This window comes from Streptomyces sp. NPDC091376 (assembly GCF_044757085.1).
In the GTDB taxonomy this organism is placed as follows: domain Bacteria; phylum Actinomycetota; class Actinomycetes; order Streptomycetales; family Streptomycetaceae; genus Streptomyces; species Streptomyces pratisoli.
Map to the genome: position 1 here is coordinate 232169 of NZ_JBIVUF010000010.1, position 15978 is coordinate 248146.

At 71.0% G+C, this 15978-nt stretch carries 13 protein-coding genes; 1 reads left to right on the top strand and 12 read right to left on the bottom strand.

Annotated elements, in window-relative coordinates:
- Nucleotides 1-30: 30 nt before the first annotated feature.
- The 10 genes from ACIQMR_RS22825 to ACIQMR_RS22870 all read right to left on the bottom strand — a co-directional run bounded on the left by ACIQMR_RS22825 (nt 31) and on the right by ACIQMR_RS22870 (nt 11756).
- Nucleotides 31-519 carry a hypothetical protein gene (locus ACIQMR_RS22825; protein WP_401390138.1) on the bottom strand — a complete coding sequence of 163 codons (489 nt, stop codon included), beginning with the start codon at nt 517-519 and terminating at the stop codon, nt 31-33.
- A gap of 165 nt (nt 520-684) precedes the next feature.
- Nucleotides 685-2991, bottom strand: a complete 2307-nt coding sequence (locus ACIQMR_RS22830; protein ID WP_401390141.1) for a xanthine dehydrogenase family protein molybdopterin-binding subunit — start codon at nt 2989-2991, stop codon at nt 685-687.
- The gene (locus ACIQMR_RS22835; RefSeq protein ID WP_401390144.1) at nt 2988-4514 is read right to left on the bottom strand and encodes a 2Fe-2S iron-sulfur cluster-binding protein; all 1527 of its coding nucleotides are present in this window, start codon (nt 4512-4514) and stop codon (nt 2988-2990) included. Before ACIQMR_RS22835 ends, ACIQMR_RS22830 begins: the two co-directional genes overlap by 4 nt.
- Complete coding sequence (locus ACIQMR_RS22840; RefSeq protein ID WP_401390147.1) at nt 4511-5389, bottom strand: FAD binding domain-containing protein; 879 nt, start codon at nt 5387-5389, stop codon at nt 4511-4513. The genes ACIQMR_RS22835 and ACIQMR_RS22840 overlap by 4 nt, the downstream gene beginning before the upstream one ends.
- Before the next feature lie 287 nt (nt 5390-5676).
- Complete coding sequence (locus ACIQMR_RS22845; protein WP_401390150.1) at nt 5677-7329, bottom strand: beta-N-acetylhexosaminidase; 1653 nt, start codon at nt 7327-7329, stop codon at nt 5677-5679.
- 4 nt (nt 7330-7333) lie between these two features.
- The gene (locus ACIQMR_RS22850; protein WP_401390153.1) at nt 7334-8203 is read right to left on the bottom strand and encodes a carbohydrate ABC transporter permease; all 870 of its coding nucleotides are present in this window, start codon (nt 8201-8203) and stop codon (nt 7334-7336) included.
- Entirely contained in the window at nt 8200-9165 is a 966-nt protein-coding gene (locus tag ACIQMR_RS22855) for a carbohydrate ABC transporter permease (protein WP_401390325.1), read from the bottom strand. Before ACIQMR_RS22855 ends, ACIQMR_RS22850 begins: the two co-directional genes overlap by 4 nt.
- A 196-nt stretch (nt 9166-9361) precedes the next feature.
- Nucleotides 9362-10666, bottom strand: coding sequence for an extracellular solute-binding protein (locus ACIQMR_RS22860; protein WP_401390156.1), 1305 nt, complete (start codon nt 10664-10666; stop codon nt 9362-9364).
- Between the two features lie 205 nt (nt 10667-10871).
- Nucleotides 10872-11165 (bottom strand): DUF3039 domain-containing protein, encoded by a 294-nt coding sequence (locus tag ACIQMR_RS22865; RefSeq protein WP_266373747.1) that lies wholly within the window; start codon nt 11163-11165, stop codon nt 10872-10874.
- Between the two features lie 30 nt (nt 11166-11195).
- Nucleotides 11196-11756 (bottom strand): YqgE/AlgH family protein, encoded by a 561-nt coding sequence (locus ACIQMR_RS22870; RefSeq protein WP_266373746.1) that lies wholly within the window; start codon nt 11754-11756, stop codon nt 11196-11198.
- A 288-nt stretch (nt 11757-12044) separates the two neighbouring features.
- Between ACIQMR_RS22870 and murA the strand changes: the two genes are divergently transcribed.
- Nucleotides 12045-13385, top strand: coding sequence for a UDP-N-acetylglucosamine 1-carboxyvinyltransferase (gene murA / locus ACIQMR_RS22875; protein ID WP_401390160.1), 1341 nt, complete (start codon nt 12045-12047; stop codon nt 13383-13385).
- Nucleotides 13386-13563: 178 nt separating this feature from the next.
- On the opposite strand, the gene ACIQMR_RS22880 is transcribed toward murA, so the two are convergent.
- Nucleotides 13564-13845: an HU family DNA-binding protein gene (locus ACIQMR_RS22880; RefSeq protein ID WP_003954777.1), complete on the bottom strand. Its 282-nt coding sequence runs from the start codon at nt 13843-13845 to the stop codon at nt 13564-13566.
- A 401-nt stretch (nt 13846-14246) separates the two neighbouring features.
- Nucleotides 14247-15668, bottom strand: a complete 1422-nt coding sequence (locus ACIQMR_RS22885; protein ID WP_401390164.1) for an NAD-dependent malic enzyme — start codon at nt 15666-15668, stop codon at nt 14247-14249.
- Nucleotides 15669-15978: the final 310 nt, after the last annotated feature.

Sequence of the window (15978 nt, forward strand, 5' to 3'; positions counted from 1 at the left end):
TGTCCCCCTGTTCCGCCCGTTTCCCCGCGTCTACTTGAAGTACTCGTTGATCTTCGACCAGGACTCCGCGCTGCCGTCCCGGTGCCGCAGCGAAGCGGCGATCTGCGCGTCGTCGTTCGCGTGCTGCGCCTTGCTGTAGTCGAGGTGGTTGGAGATGTGCGCGCAGGCCTGCAGCAGGGTCTTCAGGGAGGTGTCCCACACGCTCAGGGCCGTCCCGAGGGCCGGGCCCAGGGCGAAGTGGTTCCGCGAGAGCTCCGAAGAGGCCTGCATCGTCGACCCCGCCCCGCTCTTGTCCGCCCCCATCCCGGCGAGGTCCGCCCCTTTGCTCAGCTCGCCGTGCAGAATGAACGCCTCGTGCCCGACGGCTCCCAGGTCGTCCTGGTTCACGACGAGCCCGCCCGTGCCGGAACCGCCCGTACCTGAACCACCCGGATCCGCGGGCACCTGATTGAGCTGCATGCCGGTCGGCTGCCGCTCGCCCGCCGCGCTCTTGAGCTGCTCCCACTCGTCCCAGGACATGAAGGTTCCTCCCCCGTGCGTCCCGTCGTCCGGGCACACTTCGGTCGAACCTAGTGAACGGCTTCACGTACTCGCAAGAGCAATCGGTACGTCACGTTCAACTGGCCGCTCTCAGCGCGGTGGACACGGGTCGACGACTCCAACTCCCATGTCCCGTCGCAGAGTTCAGGCGGAGGAAGCCACCGCCGCCTGAGGCCGGATCGGGAGGCGGTTGACCGGGCGGCCCGTTGCCGCGCGGACCGCGGAGGCGACGGCGGCCGGGGAGGTGACGACCGGGACCGCGCTGGCGGCCTTGGCGCCGAAGGGGGCCACCACGTCACGTTCCTCGATGAGTTTGACGATGCGGACGTCCGGGGCGTCGAGGGCCGTCGGCAGGGCGTAGCCCGTGAGATCGGGGTGGCGGACGAGGCCGCGGGCGGTGCGGAGGTTCTCGGTGAGGGCGGCGCCGACGCCCTGGGTGACGCCCGCTTCGATGCGGGTGGCGAGCTGGGCGGGGTTGAGGACGCGGCCGACGTCCTGGGCCACGGCCATCTCGACGACGCGTACGGAGCCGAGTTCGATGTCGACGTCGACGACCGCGCGGATCGCGCAGAAGGCGAGGCCGACGAAGGCGTCGCCCTGGCCGTGGTCGTCGAGGGGCTCGGTGGGGTGGGGGCGGCACTGGGCGGTGGCCCAGAGTTCCTTGCCGTCCATGGCCTCGGTGACCGTCGTGGAGAGGACGCCGTCGTACGACGTGATCTTGCCGTCGGTGATCTGGAGCAGTTCGGTGGACATGCCGAACTTGTGGGCGAGGGGCTGCAGGAGCTGGGTGCGGACCATCTTGGCCGCGCGCTCGACCGCGCCGCCGGAGACCCAGGTGTGCCGGCCGTGGGCGGCCGGGCCTGCCGGGGGCTGGTCGGTGTCGACGGAGGCGACGTGGACCTCGTCGATGCCGAGGGTCTCCTGCACGATCTGGCGGGCCAGGGTGGCGAAGCCCTGTCCGGTCTCGACGGCCGCGCAGATGACCGTGGCGATGCCGTCCTGGACCTTCACGGTGGCCGTGGAGACCTCGTCGGCGCCTTCCGCGCCGAGCATGTGGACCATGCCGAGGGCGTAGCCGACGCCGCGGCGCACCGCGCCGGGCTCGCCGGCGCCCTCGGGTCCGCCGGGCAGCAGCCAGGCCTCCTCGGGGGTGTCCATCGGCAGCGTGGGCAGCGGGAAGTCGCGGACGGCCTGGAGGAGTTCGGCGACCGGGGCGGGGCAGGTCACGGTCTGGCCGGTGGGGAGGATGTCGCCGGTCGCGAGGACGTTGCGGAGACGGATCTCCGTGGGGTCCAGACCCAGTTTCGCGGCCAGCTTGTCCATCTGGGCCTCGTAGGCCGCGCACACCTGCAGCGCCCCCTCTCCGCGCACATGGCCGGAGGGCGGGTTGTTGGTGCGGACGGCCCAGCCCTCGATGAAGGCGTGGGGTACGACGTACGGGCCGCAGGCGAAGGCGACGGCGGCGGCGAGGGACTCGGAGGAGGCGTCGGCGTACGCGCCCGCGTCCAGCAGGATCTGCGCCTCCACCTTCACCAGCTTGCCCTCGGCGTCCGCGTGGTGGCGGTAGCGCAACAGCGTGGGGTGGCGGTGGGCGTGGCCGAGGAAGGACTCCTCGCGGGTGGCGGCGAGCTTGACCGGGCAGCCGGTCTTCAGGGCCAGCAGGCCGAGCGGGATCTGGAAGCCCGGGTCCTCGCGGTCGCCGGTGGCGCCGGGGACGCCGGTGACGACGACCTTGACGCGTTCCTGGTCCAGGCCGAAGCAGGCGGCGGCCAGGTCGCGGTCGGTGTGCGGGTCGGTGGAGGCGGTGTAGAGCTCGACGCCGCCGTCGGGGCGCGGCACGGCGAGGCCGGCCTCGGCGCCGATGGGGGCCGGGTCCTGGCGGCCGATGCGGTAGAGCCCCTCGACGACGGTCTCTCCGCTCGCCTCCGGGTCGCCGAAGCTCAGCGGGATGTGGCGGATCAGATTGCCGTCGGGGTGGAGCGGCTCGGCGGCGAAGGCCTTCTCGGGGTCGGTGACCGGTTCGAGGACCTCGTACTCGACCGAGATCGCCGCGGCGGCGAGCCGGGCCGTGTCGGGGTGGTCCGCGGCGACCGCCGCGATGGCCTCCCCGTGGTGGCGCACGACGTCGGACGCGAAGACGGGGCGGTCGGCGATCCGGCGCCCGTAAGCGGCGTCGCCCGGCACGTCGGCGTGGGTGATGACGGCCTGTACGCCGGGCATCTCTGCCGCGGCGGAGGTGTCGATCGCCGTGATACGGGCATGAGGGTGCGGGGAGCGCAGGATCGCCGCCCACAGCAGCCCCTCGGCCCAGAGGTCCGAGGCGTACGGGAAGGTGCCCTCGGTCTTGGCGCGGGCGTCGGCCGGGGGAAGGGAAGCACCGAGGCCGTGAGCGGGCAGTTCCTGCTGGGGACCGTCGACCGCCGGGGCCGCGATGGCCGCGTCGTTGCTCACACCATGCCTCCGTCGTGCGGGTGGGGCTGCACACTACCGCCGCCGGGGGGTGCCTGGTGCGGGATGCGGGCCCCTTCATGGATCCCCTCGTGGGTCCCGTCATGGGCACCGTCGTGGTTGCCCCCGCGGGCCTCTTCGACGGCCTCGGCCGCCGCCGCGGCGCTCGCCTCGCGCTCGGCGACGACCTCGCTCACGGCGTCGATGACGCCGCGGTAGCCGGAGCAGCGGCAGAGGTTCCCGCAGAGCGCCTGGCGGGTCTCGAGCTCCGTCGGGGCGTGGTTGCCCTCCAGCAGATCGTGGACGGTCATGGCCATGCCGGGGATGCAGAAGCCGCACTGGACGGCTCCGCACTTGGCGAGGGCGCGCTGGACGTCGGACGGTTCGCCGTCGGCGGCAAGGCCCTCGACCGTACGGACCTCGGAGCCGGCCGCCGTGGCCGCGGGCACCAGGCAGGAGGCCACGAGCCGGCCGTCGACCTGGACGTTGCACGCGCCGCACTCGCCCTGTGAGCAGCCGTCCTTGGCGCCGGCGAGGCCGAGGCGTTCGCGCAGCACGTACAGGAGCGATTCGCCGATCCAGGCGTCCGTGACGGGGCGGTCGGCGCCGTTCACCCGCAGGATGTACGAGCCGTGGGGGTGTTCGTCGCTGCGGGCCGCGGAGGGTTCGGCGGAGGTGTCCGCGCCTTCGCCGGGCACCGCGCCTTCGCCGGGCACCACGGCTTCGCCGGGCACCACGGCTTCCGCGGACACCGGCTCCGCCGACTCCGCGTGCTCCGCGGGATTCGTCGGGCGTGTGGCCTCAGAGGTGTCGGGGCGGGCGTCGGGTACGGCCGGCTCGCCCTGCTGCTCGGGAGCGGGTACGGCGTCACCTCCGACAGGCCCCTCCGTCACCCAGGGCGCGGACGCGCCGCCGGGCAGGGTCGCCGGGTACGACACCTCGGGCCCCGACTCGGGCACCGGCGTACCGGCGGCGGGCGTGCCGCCGTCCGGGGTCGTGGCCCAGGGCGCCGTCGCGCCGCCCGGCAGGGTGGCCGGCGGGGTGCCGCCGCCCCACTGGGACGCCAGGGCCGACGTGGTGAACTCGCCCGATTCCTCCGGGATGTCCCCCTGGGCGACCGGGATCGTCCACTGCCCCGTGAGGTCGCTCCCCGCTTCCGGGGACGGTTCCGCGGGGGCCGCCGACGGGTCCACGGCTTCCGGGAACGTCCACTGGCCCGTGGCTCGGGGATCGTGGGCTCGCGGATCGTGAACGCGCGGATCGTGGGAGGCCTGCGGCGCCCCCTGCTGCGGCGCGGCCCAGCCGCCCGTCGCCGCCGGATCGGTGGCGGCCTCGGGCGTCACGGGCGGGATCTGCGGCGGCACGTACCCGTGCCCGGGGGCGGCGAGCGGAATGTCCATCTCGGCCTCGGGCGGCAGCTGGACGAACGCCGTGGCCTCGGCGTCGTACTCACCGCCCTGCGGGATCGGCTGCCAGCCGCCGCCGTGCGGGGCGCGGTTGCGCGACGTGTTCTCTTCGGAGCTCATGACAGCGCCCTCCCCAGTGCTCGTCGGGCCAGCGCGGCGACCACCCGCCGCAGATGCTGGACGGCCGGCGGCAGCTGTTCCTCGCCCTGCGGGTCCGGGATGCAGGCGGCCGCCACGTACTCGCCGAACGCCGCCAGCGCCTCCGGGGCCAGCCCGCGCTCACCGTCCCAGTCGATCAGCGAGGCGATCCAGCGCTCCGCCTCCAGCGGGCGCAGCGGCATGGGCGCGATCGCGCCGACCGCGCAACGCACGCCGCGCCGCGCCGGGTCGAGGACGACGGCGACCGCCGCCGAGGCCCGGCCCGGGCCGGTGCGCCCGGTGGCCTTGAGGAACACCTGCGGGGCGTGCAGCAGCGGTACGCGGACGAAGCCGATCAGCTCGGCGGGGCCGAGCATCTCGCGGCCGGCGAGCAGATGGGAGACGGGGATCTCCCGCGTCGCGCCGCCGGGTCCCGCGATCACCAGGTCCGCCTCCAGGGCGGCCAGTACGGGCAGGGTGTCTCCGGTGGGGGCGGCGGTGACGATGTTGCCGCCGAGCGTGCCGGCGTTACGGATCTGCGGTGGCCCGGCGGCGCGCGCGGACGCGGCGAGCGCGGGGATGAGCGCGGCGAAGTCGGGCCGGCCCATCCGGGCGTGGGTGAGGCCGGCGCCCAGGAGCGCGTGCCCGTCCTGGTACTGCCAGCCGCGGATCTCGCTGATACGGCCGAGTCCGACGAGGCCCGCGGGCCGCAGCCGGCCCTTGTTGACGGCCGCCATCAGGTCCGTACCACCGGCGACCGGCACGGCGGCGGGCATGGCGGTGAGCGCCGCCACGGCCTCGTCGAGCGAGGCCGGCAGCGTCACGGACTGCGCCGCCTGCGGTGCGTGCGTGGTCAACCCAGCTGCCCCTTCCCGGTGTCCCGGCTGTCCGCCTGTGTTGCCGTACCGTACGTGCTCACAGCCCGGACGTGGCAACTCTGGCACATCTTCCGAGCGGTCCGACGCGAGGGTCCGCGAAGGACGCATCCGCCCCGGACCTCCCCGGGCAAGAGAAATGCCCGTTTTGATACGGCATTGCCGTCACATGCGGATTGCCGGTTCAAGGCATTCCTTGTACGACTTTTTCCCCGTGGCCCACCACGGTCCCAGGGACTCGCACACGGGACACCCCGTTGAGGCAGGGCTCACACGTTTGGGGGCGCCCCCTCGATCGGGCGTCCGAGCACACCCGGTCGCTTCTGCCACGGCAACGGGCCGCCGGGCGGCCGGTAGCCGACGCCGAGCGCGTCAAGGCGGCGGTAGTGGGCCGACATTCGCCGCTCGAAATCCGCGACGTCACGGTCGGCGGGCGCGGGCAGCGCGGACCAGGCGACCTCGGCGAAGGCGGCGAGACGCGGGAAGGTCTGGTAGTCGACGCGGGAGCGGTCCTGCATCACCTCGGTCCAGACATTGGCCTGGGTGCCGAGGACATGCGCGGCCTCGGGGGTGCCGGCCAGCTCCGGCGGAACGGGTTCGAAGCGGTAGACGTCCTCCAGGGTGCGCACGTACCCGATGGGCATGGGCTCGTCCTCGCCGGGCGCCTGGCGGTGGTCGAGATAGACCTGCTGCTCGGGGCACATGACGACGTCGTGCCCCGCGCGGGCGGCGGCGATCCCGCCGGCGTAGCCGCGCCAGGACGAGACCGCCGCGCCGTCGGCGAGACCGCCTTCGAGGATCTCGTCCCAGCCGATGAGGCGGCGGCCGCGGGCACGCAGCCAGCTGTCGAAGTGGCGGATGAACCAGGACTGCAGTTCGTCCTCGTCGGCGAGGCCCAGTTCCTCGATGCGGGCCTGGGCGGTGGGCGAGACCTTCCACTGGTCCTTGAGGCACTCGTCGCCGCCGATGTGGACGAAGGGCGAGACGGTGGCGGGGAAGAGGTCGAGGATCTCTTCGAAGACCCCTTCGTAGAAGCGGAGGACGGCGTCGGTGGGAGCGAGGACGTTCGGGTTGATGCCCCAGTCGTCCCAGACGGAAAGGGCGGTCGTGTCGACGACGTCGGTGTTGCCCAGTTCCGGGTACGCGGCGATGGCGGCCTGCGAATGGCCGGGGATGTCGATCTCCGGGACGACGGAGATGTGCCGTTCGGCGGCGTAGGCGACGATTTCGCGGATGTCGTCCTGCGTGTAGTGACCGCCGTGCGGATTCTCGTCCCAGCGGTCCGACGCCCGGTGCCCCCATTTCGTACGCGAACGCCAGGCGCCGACCTCGGTGAGGCGGGGAGAGCGCTTGATCTCGACGCGCCAGCCCTGGTCGTCGGTCAGGTGGAAGTGGAACACGTTGAGTTTGTGCGCGGCCATGAGATCGAGGTAGCGCAGGACGTCGTCCTTGGGGAGGAAGTGCCGGGCGACGTCGAGCATGAGACCGCGCCAGCGGAAGCGGGGCGCGTCCTCGACGAACGTTCCGGGCACGGCCCAGCGCCGGCCGGCGGCGACCGGGGCGCGGCGGAAGGCGTCCGGTCCGAGCAGCTGCCGCAGCGTCTGGACGCCCCGGAAGACCCCGGCGGCTCCCCCGCCGTGCACGGTGACGCCGTCGGCGTCGGCGTGCAGCCGGTAGCCCTCGGGGCCCAGTTCACGGGCCTCGTCCGATCGGACACGCAGCCGAATCGTCGTGCCGTCCTCGCCGGACCCGGCCTCCAGCGGCAGTCCGGTGGCGGCACCGAGAGTGCCGCGCAGCCAGCGCGCGGCCCCCTCGGTTCCGGGGCCGGCGTCCACGACGGTCGCCCCGTCGAGAACGAAGTCGCCCGCCTCCGGTACGGCACGCACGGTGTTCGGAGCGGGGATCAGTTCGTCGAAGGTCATGACGTCAGTCCTTCACCGCTCCGCCCAGCCCGGAAACCAGACGCCGTTGTACGAGGACGAAGAAGACGAGTACCGGAATCGTCATCACGGTCGACGCCGCCATGATCCCGCCCCAGTCGTTCTCGTCCGGTTTGAAGAACACCAGCAGCGCCATCGGCAGGGTGGACTGCGAGGTGTCGCTGATGATGAAGGACTTCGCGAACAGGAAGTCGTTCCAGGTCGAGATGAACGAGAAGACGCTCGTCGCCACGAGGCCCGGGAACACCAGCGGGAACAGGATCTGCCAGAGGAAGCGGGTCCGGCTCGCACCGTCGATACAGGCGGCTTCCTCCAGCGCCTCCGGGACCGCCTTGACGAATCCCCGCAGCATCCAGATCGCGAACGGCAGCGAGAAGGCGATGTGCGGAAGGATCAGCGCCCCGAGGGTGTTGAGCTGACCGAAGTCCCGCATCAGGAAGAACAGCGGGATGGTGAGCGCCTCGATCGGCACCATCTGTGCGACGAGGAACATGATCAGCAGGGTGGTACGGAACCGGAAACGGAACCGGGTCACGGCGGTCGCCGCGAGAAACGCGATCAGCGCGGAGGCGATCACGACGGCGCCCGCCACGAAAAGGCTGTTGAGGAAGTACCGGCCGAATTCCTGCTGTTCGAAGACGCGGCGGAAGGAGTCGAGGGACGGGGAGAGGGTCCAGGGGCGCGCCTCGGTGGACTGGATCTCACCTGCGGGTTTGAAGGCGGAGAGGACCATCCAGTAGAGCGGGAAGGCGACTACGGCGGCCACGACCAGGGCGGTGGCCTCCGCCGCGAGCCGCCACGGCCTGCGGATGCGGACGCGGACGCGGACGCGGATACGCGTGGAGAGCGCGCTCACAGTTCCTCCCCCTGGCGGCGCAGCAACCGCAGATAGACCAGCGTGACCGCGAGCAGGATCAGCAGCATCACGACGCCGATCGCCGAGCCGAGGCTGTACTGCGAGGAGGCGAAGGCCTTTTGGTAGGCGTAGACGTTGAGGACGAGATTCTGGCCGGCGATTCCGCCGCCGTTCGTCATGACGTAGATCTGGGTGAAGACCTTGAAGTCCCAGATGATGGACTGGATGGTCACCACGACGAGGATCGGCCGCAGCATCGGTGCCATGACGGAGCGCCAGATCCGCCACTGCGAGGCGCCGTCGAGCGAGGCGGCTTCGAGGACCTCGCCGGGGATGGCCTTGATGCCGGCGTAGACGGTCACCATCACGAACGGGAACGAGCACCAGACGACCTCGAACAGGACGAGGGCGAAGGCGCTGTAGCGCCCGTACGTCCAGGAGAGGTCGCCGAGCCCGAGGACCTTGTTGACCGGGCCGAAGTCCGGGTCGAAGAGGAAGACCCAGACCGTCGAACCGGTGACGGCGGGCGTCGCCCAGGCACCGAGCGCGGCGAGCATCAGCGCGAGCCGCGGCACGGCGCGGATGCGGGTGAGCAGTACGGCGAGGGCGCACCCGACGGCGAGGGTCGCGACGACGCAGGCCGCGGCGAAGACGACGGTGGCGAGGAGGACCTGCCAGAACTGTCCGTCGCGGAACAGGGCTCTGTAGTTGCCGAGTCCCTGGAAGGAGGTGGGCTCGCCGCCGCTGACCTGTGCCTGGGTGTACTCCAGGAACGAGATGAGCCCGAGCTGGTAGATCGGGTAGACGAGCAGCCCGCCCAGCACGACGAGCGCGGGCGCGAGATAGATCCACGGGGTCGGGCCCCCCTGGCGCCCCGGGGCCCCCGGCCGCCGGGCACCGCGGGCGGTACGGGGGCCGGGGGGTGCGGATTTCGGCCGGGGCTCCTTCGTCCCGCCCGGGATGACCACCGGTGCCTCGCCGGCCGAGCTCCCGGAGGCGGGAGAGCCGGGTTCGACGGGGTCGGGCCGCGTGGCGATCGCCTCGCCGGTCGGGCTCGTGGACGGGCCACCGGGCGTCGCCGGTTCCGGCCGTGGGCCGGGCACGGCCCCGCTGTGCGGGCCGGCGGGCACGCCGCCCGGCGTACGGTTCGTCATTCGCTCAGCCCGCGGACGCGAACGCCGCGTCCATCTTCTTCGCCGCGTCGTCCGAGGCCGATGCCACGTTCTTCTTGCCGCTGACGATCTCCTGGAACATCGTCGGCAGGACCAGCGACGCGTCGATCTGGCCCCAGCCGGGGGATGCCGGGACGAACCTGGTGTCGGCGGCGAGCGTGTCGATGAACGGCTTGACGAAGGGCTCCTTCGTCGCCGCCTGTGTCCGGACGTCCGTGTACGTCGGGAGGAAGCCCATCGCGTCGAAGAGCTTGCCCTGCGTCTCCTTGCCGGTGAGGGACTTCATCAGCTCGACCGCCAGCGTGCGGTGCGAACTGCTCTTCAGTACGCCGATGTTGTTGCCGCCCGCGAAGGCCGGGGCGATGGACCCGGCGGTGACGCCCGGCAGCGGGACGACCGCGTACTTGCCCTTGACCGTGCCCGCCTCGACCGCCGCGTGGCTGAAGTCGCCGCCGATCGCCATGGCGGCCTTCCCGGAGGCGAAGGCCGTCACCGTCGCGTTGCCGCCCATCGACGCGCACTTCGCGGCCGGGCAGTTGTCGTCGCCGAAGAGCGAGGTGTACGACTCGATGCCCTTGCGCGCCGCCGGGCTGTTGACGGCCGCCTTGTACGTACCGCCGCTCTCCGTCGCCAGTTCGCCGCCGTTCGCCCAGAGGAAGGGCATCGCGCCGTACGTGTACGCCCCGCCGACGGCGATCCCGTACAGCTCCGGCTTCGCCTTGTGGACCTTCTTCGCGGTGGAGACGAGTTCCGCCTGGGTCTTGGGGGGCTGGATGCCGAGGTCCTCGAAGACGTCGGTGCGGTAGTACAGGGCGCGGACACCGACGAAGAGCGGGGCGCCGTACACCTTTCCGTCCACCGTGACCGACCGCTTCGCGGTCGGGTCGGTGTCCTTCGCCTCCGCCCAGGCGCCGAACTCCTCGCTGATGTCGGCGAGGCCGCCGTCCTTGACGTACCCGGCGGTGTCCGTGTTGCCGTACTCGATCAGATCCGGCGCGCTCCCGGGGTCGTTGAACGCCGCCTTGATCCGCTGGGCGCGGGTGTCGACGGGGATGTACTCGACCTCGACCTTCACGTCCTTGTGCGTGGCGCGGAAAGAGGCGATTGCCGCGTCGACGACCTGTTCCTTCGGCTTGTTGCTGACCTCCTGGAAGAGCCAGACACGCAGCGTGCCGCTCTTCTCGTCGGTCTTGGCGCTGTTGTCGGAGGTCTGCGGGGCGCACGCGGTGGCGGTGAGGCCGGCCAGGGCAAGTGCGGTGACCGGGGCGGCTATTCGGGCAGGAAGCTTCACAGTGGGGTCCCCTCCGACAGCGTTGCAACATACGCAACGTTCGTTTCGTACTGCACAACAGGCAGGAGGTTAGGGCGACCCAAACAGCCCGACAAGAGGTCTCAACCACTCTGTGACCAGTGGACGCACTCCGTGCAACGCGAACGGCCCCCCGGAGCGCGCCCAAGCGCGCCCCGAGGGGCCGTTCTCCGACGGAAGGACCCGCCTACTTCTTGTCCTTGCCGCTCTTGTCCTTGTCCTTGTCCCCGCCGGCGCCCATGGACTCGTAGATCTCCTTGCACATCGGGCAGACCGGGTACTTCTTGGGGTCGCGCCCCGGCACCCAGACCTTGCCGCACAGTGCCACCACGGGAGTGCCGTCGAGGGCGCTCGCCATGATCTTGTCCTTCTGGACGTAATGGGCGAAGCGCTCGTGGTCGCCGTCGCCGTGCGACACCTGAGGTGTCGGCTCCACGAGGGTGCCCGTACCTGCCCCGCGCTCGGGCTCGAGAGTGCTCATAGCTGCCAAGGGTACTCAAGCCCCGCCGATTCAGTTCAGCGACGGGTCGTCCGGATAGGTGGCCACCATCGCGAGCTCGTTGCGCTGCCGGCGCAGCACCGACCGCCACAGCGACTCGGGCTGCGGCGAGGACACGTCACCGGGCTCCGACTCGACCACGTACCAGGCCCCCTCCGTCAGCTCGTCCTCCAGCTGGCCTGGACCCCAGCCCGCGTATCCCGCGAAGATCCGCAGCGAGCCGAGGGCCGCCGCGAGCAGCTCGGGCGGCGCCTCCAGGTCGACGAGCCCGATCGCGCCGTGCACCCGCCGCCAGCCGAGCGGGCCCTCGTCACCGGGGATGACGGCGAGGCCGAGCGCCGAGTCGAGCGAGACGGGACCGCCCTGGAAGACCACACCGGGCTCGCCGGCCAGCCGCGCCCAGGGCTCCAGGATGTCGCCCACGCCGACCGGGGTGGGCCGGTTCAGGACCACGCCGAGGGAACCCTCCTCGTCATGGTCGAGCAGGAGCACCACCGCGCGGTCGAAGTTCGGGTCCGCCAGTGCCGGAGTGGCGACGAGCAGCCGCCCTGTGAGGGAGGACACCTCGGTCATGCGACACATGATCCCGCATCTTCGCCCTCCAGGGGGAGCAGGCGTCCGAGTGCGAGCCGACGCAGCTCAGGGCGCACCGCGGCAGCGGGAGCGCGCGCCCGTACGGACAAGGCGGACGGTCACCCTCCGCAGGCGCGCCGAAACGGTGCGTATTGTGCCGAATTCATTACACCTGTGGGGTGCCCTTGGCCTTACGACACAGGGGTAGGTGGGCCTTAACCTTTTCTCTGGCCCCCTGCCCGACCTCCCCCTTGCTTTGTTGGGGGGACCCTCCGGAACGCGAGATTCATGACCGGCACAGACGATGTACTGCTTGTCCACGGCGGAACCCCGCTGGAGGGCGAGATCCGCGTCCGCGGCGCCAAGAACCTGGTGCCGAAGGCTATGGTCGCCGCGCTGCTCGGCAGCGAGCCGAGCCGGCTGCGCAATGTGCCCGACATCCGCGACGTGCGGGTGGTGCGCGGGCTGCTGCAGCTGCACGGTGTGACGGTGCGACCGGGTGACGAGCCCGGCGAGCTGGTGCTCGACCCGACGCATGTCGAGAGCGCCAACGTCGCCGACATCGATGCCCACGCGGGTTCCTCGCGGATCCCGATCCTGTTCTGCGGCCCGCTGCTGCACCGGCTCGGCCACGCCTTCATCCCCGGTCTGGGCGGCTGCGACATCGGCGGCCGGCCGATCGACTTCCACTTCGACGTGCTGCGACAGTTCGGCGCGAAGATCGAGAAGCGGGCGGACGGGCAGTACCTGGAGGCTCCGCAGAGGCTTCGCGGTTGCAAGATCCGGCTGCCGTACCCGTCCGTGGGCTCCACCGAGCAGGTGCTGCTGACGGCGGTGCTGGCGGAGGGCGTCACGGAGCTGTCGAACGCGGCGGTGGAGCCGGAGATCGAGGACCTCATCTGCGTACTGCAGAAGATGGGCGCGATCATTTCCATGGACACCGACCGGACGATCCGGATCACCGGTGTCGACCGCCTCGGCGGCTACACCCACCGGGCGCTCCCGGACCGGCTGGAGGCCGCGTCCTGGGCGTCGGCGGCGCTCGCGACCGAGGGCAACATCTATGTGCGCGGTGCTCAGCAGCGCTCGATGATGACCTTCCTGAACACGTACCGCAAGGTCGGCGGCGCCTTCGAGATCGACGACGAGGGCATCCGCTTCTGGCACCCCGGCGGCTCGCTCAACGCCATCGCGCTGGAGACGGACGTGCACCCCGGCTTCCAGACCGACTGGCAGCAGCCGCTGGTGGTGGCGCTGACGCAGGCGGCGGGGCTGTCGATCGTCCACGAGACGGTGTACGAGTCCCGCCTCGGCTTCACATCCGCGCTCAACCAGATGGGTGCGCACATCCAGCTGTACCGGGAGTGCCTGGGCGGCTCGGACTGCCGCTTCGGCCAGCGGAACTTCCTGCACTCGGCCGTCGTGTCCGGCCCGACGAAGCTCCAGGGCGCCGATCTGGTGATTCCCGACCTGCGCGGCGGCTTCTCGTACCTGATCGCGGCGCTGGCGGCGCAGGGGACGTCCCGGGTGCACGGGATCGATCTGATCAACCGTGGCTACGAGAACTTCATGGAGAAGCTCGTCGAGCTGGGCGCGAAGGTCGAGCTGCCCCGCGGCGCGATCGTCTGACGCCTCCGGCACGCAGCGACGTGGGCCCACCGGACACCGTCCGGTGGGCCCACGTCTATGAGGATCGCCCGGCGCCGGCCCGTGCGGCCCGTACCGGCCTCAGGACTCCACAGCGGCCTCGGGACACCACAAGGGCGGTGCACCCCGTACGGGGTGCACCGCCCTTGAGTGCAGGGGCTTACTTGCCCTTGGCGGCTTCCTTGAGCTTGGAGCCCGCGGAGACCTTCACGCTGTAGCCGGCCGGGATCTGGATCGGGTCGCCGGTCTGCGGGTTACGAGCGGTGCGAGCGGCACGGTGGGTGCGCTCGAAGGTCAGGAAACCGGGGATGGTGACCTTCTCGTCGCCCTTGGCGACGATCTCGCCGACGGTCTCGGCGAGAGCGGCCAGCACAGCGTCGGCGTCCTTGCGGGTCACCTCGGCACGGTCGGCCAGCGCGGCCACCAGCTCACTGCGGTTCATGTTCTTACTCCCGTGTTCTTCTTGCTTGTGAGGCGTGCCACGCGGCGGAAGCCGCATGTCGGGTACAGCGAAGCCGATGCTGCCAGGGCCCTCGGACATTCCCCGGACCCGGGTCTGCCATCAGACCCTCGCGCCCAATTGAGCATCCTGCCCCCACCAGCGGCGGGAAAGCCAATCCGGCACCCTCCGGAGTCACACGAAAAGCGCCACAGGCTCGTTCCGGTGACGTTCCGTCGACTCCGTGCGGACTCCACGGAGCCGACGCGACTCGGACAGAGCCTGCCGGCCCTACGGAGCCAACGCGGCCCTGGGGGCCTGATGGAGCCGTGCGGCCGTCGCGGGCTCATGGTCCGCCACCCTAAGGGCGCTTTCCCGACCCCGCGACTCGCGACGCGCCGTGCTCAGCCGGACACCGTGGCGCCCGCGGCCTTCGCGGCCTCCCGAACCGCTCCCGCGACCGCTCCCGCGACCTTGTCGTTGAAGACGGACGGGATGATGTAGTTCGGGTTGAGCTCGGCCTCGGTGACGACGTCCGCCAGGGCGGTGGCCGCGGCGAGCATCATCTCCGTGTTCACCGTACGGGACTGTGCGTCCAGGAGCCCGCGGAAGACGCCCGGGAAGACCAGCACGTTGTTGATCTGGTTCGGGAAGTCGGAGCGGCCGGTGGCGACAACTGCCGCCGTCTGGCGGGCGATTGCCGGGTCCACCTCGGGGTCGGGGTTCGCAAGCGCGAACACGATGGCACCGTCGGCCATCGCCGCGACGTCCTCCGCGCCCAGCACGTTCGGCGCGGAGACGCCGATGAAGACGTCGGCGCCCCGGACGGCCTCCTTCAGCGTGCCGGTGACGCCCTCGGGGTTGGTGTTGTCGGCGATCCAGCGCAGCGGCGTGCCGGGCGCGGCATCCACCAGGTCCTCGCGGCCGGCGTGCACGACGCCGTGGATGTCGGCGACGACGGCGTGCTTCACGCCCGCCGCGATGAGCAGCTTCAGGATGGCCGTACCGGCCGCCCCGGCGCCCGACATGACGACCCGTACGTCCCCAACCGCCTTGCCCACCACGCGCAGTGCGTTGGTGAGGGCGGCGAGCACGACGATCGCGGTGCCGTGCTGGTCGTCGTGGAAGACGGGGATGTCGAGGGCCTCGCGCAGCCGCGCCTCGATCTCGAAGCAGCGGGGCGCGGAGATGTCCTCGAGGTTGATGCCGGCGAAGCCGGGGGCGATCGCCTTGACGATCTCGACGATCGCGTCGGTGTCCTGGGTGTCCAGGCACAGCGGCCAGGCGTCGATGCCCGCGAAGCGCTTGAAGAGGGCCGCCTTGCCCTCCATGACGGGCAGGGCGGCCTTCGGGCCGATGTTGCCGAGGCCGAGGACGGCGGAGCCGTCCGTCACGACTGCGACGGAGTTGCGCTTGATGGTGAGGCGGCGGGCGTCCTCGGGGTTCTCGGCGATCGCCATGCAGACGCGTGCCACACCCGGCGTGTAGATCATGGAGAGATCGTCACGGTTGCGGATGGGGTGCTTGGACTGCATCTCGATCTTGCCGCCGAGGTGCATGAGGAACGTACGGTCGGAGACCTTGCCGAGGACGACGCCCTCGATGCCGCTCAGCTTCTCGACGATCTCGTCGGCGTGGGTGGTGGAGGTCGCCGCGATGGTGACGTCGATACGGAGCTTCTCGTGGCCGGAAGCAGTGACGTCGAGGCCGGAGACCGAGCCGCCGGAGGACTCCACGGCCGTGGTGAGCTGCGAGACCGCGGTTCCGCTCGCGGGCACCTCCAGCCGGACCGTCATCGAGTACGAGACGCTGGGCGCCGTTGCCATGGCCGAGTTCCTCTGCTTTCCCTAGCTTCATTGCTGCATCGCCCGGCGGTGGCCGGGCGGGGCCATCCGATGGTCGCACCTACCAGCGAGTAGCAGGTAATACTGTTCGTTTCGGTTTCGGAAAACCTTTTCCACGATACGAGAATCCTCGACGAAACAGAAGAGGATCACGGGAAACGGAAGAGGTCCGCGTCACTCACGGCGACGCGGACCTCTTCCTGATGCGTTTGAGCGACACCGACCCGCCATGCTCGCCTCGCGGCAAGTGGTCCCTCTGAGGGACGAAGGTTGGGCCCGGGGGCTTGGATCG

What these genes read in the sequence shown, in the direction of transcription:
- ACIQMR_RS22825 (WP_401390138.1), bottom strand. Translation starts at nt 519, where the DNA reads ATGTCCTGGGACGAGTGGGAGCAGCTCAAGAGCGCGGCGGGCGAGCGG.
- ACIQMR_RS22835 (WP_401390144.1), bottom strand. Translation starts at nt 4,514, where the DNA reads ATGAGCTCCGAAGAGAACACGTCGCGCAACCGCGCCCCGCACGGCGGC.
- ACIQMR_RS22845 (WP_401390150.1), bottom strand. Translation starts at nt 7,329, where the DNA reads ATGACCTTCGACGAACTGATCCCCGCTCCGAACACCGTGCGTGCCGTA.
- ACIQMR_RS22865 (WP_266373747.1), bottom strand. Translation starts at nt 11,165, where the DNA reads ATGAGCACTCTCGAGCCCGAGCGCGGGGCAGGTACGGGCACCCTCGTG.
- ACIQMR_RS22870 (WP_266373746.1), bottom strand. Translation starts at nt 11,756, where the DNA reads ATGACCGAGGTGTCCTCCCTCACAGGGCGGCTGCTCGTCGCCACTCCG.
- murA (WP_401390160.1), top strand. Translation starts at nt 12,045, where the DNA reads ATGACCGGCACAGACGATGTACTGCTTGTCCACGGCGGAACCCCGCTG.
- ACIQMR_RS22880 (WP_003954777.1), bottom strand. Translation starts at nt 13,845, where the DNA reads ATGAACCGCAGTGAGCTGGTGGCCGCGCTGGCCGACCGTGCCGAGGTG.
- ACIQMR_RS22885 (WP_401390164.1), bottom strand. Translation starts at nt 15,668, where the DNA reads ATGGCAACGGCGCCCAGCGTCTCGTACTCGATGACGGTCCGGCTGGAG.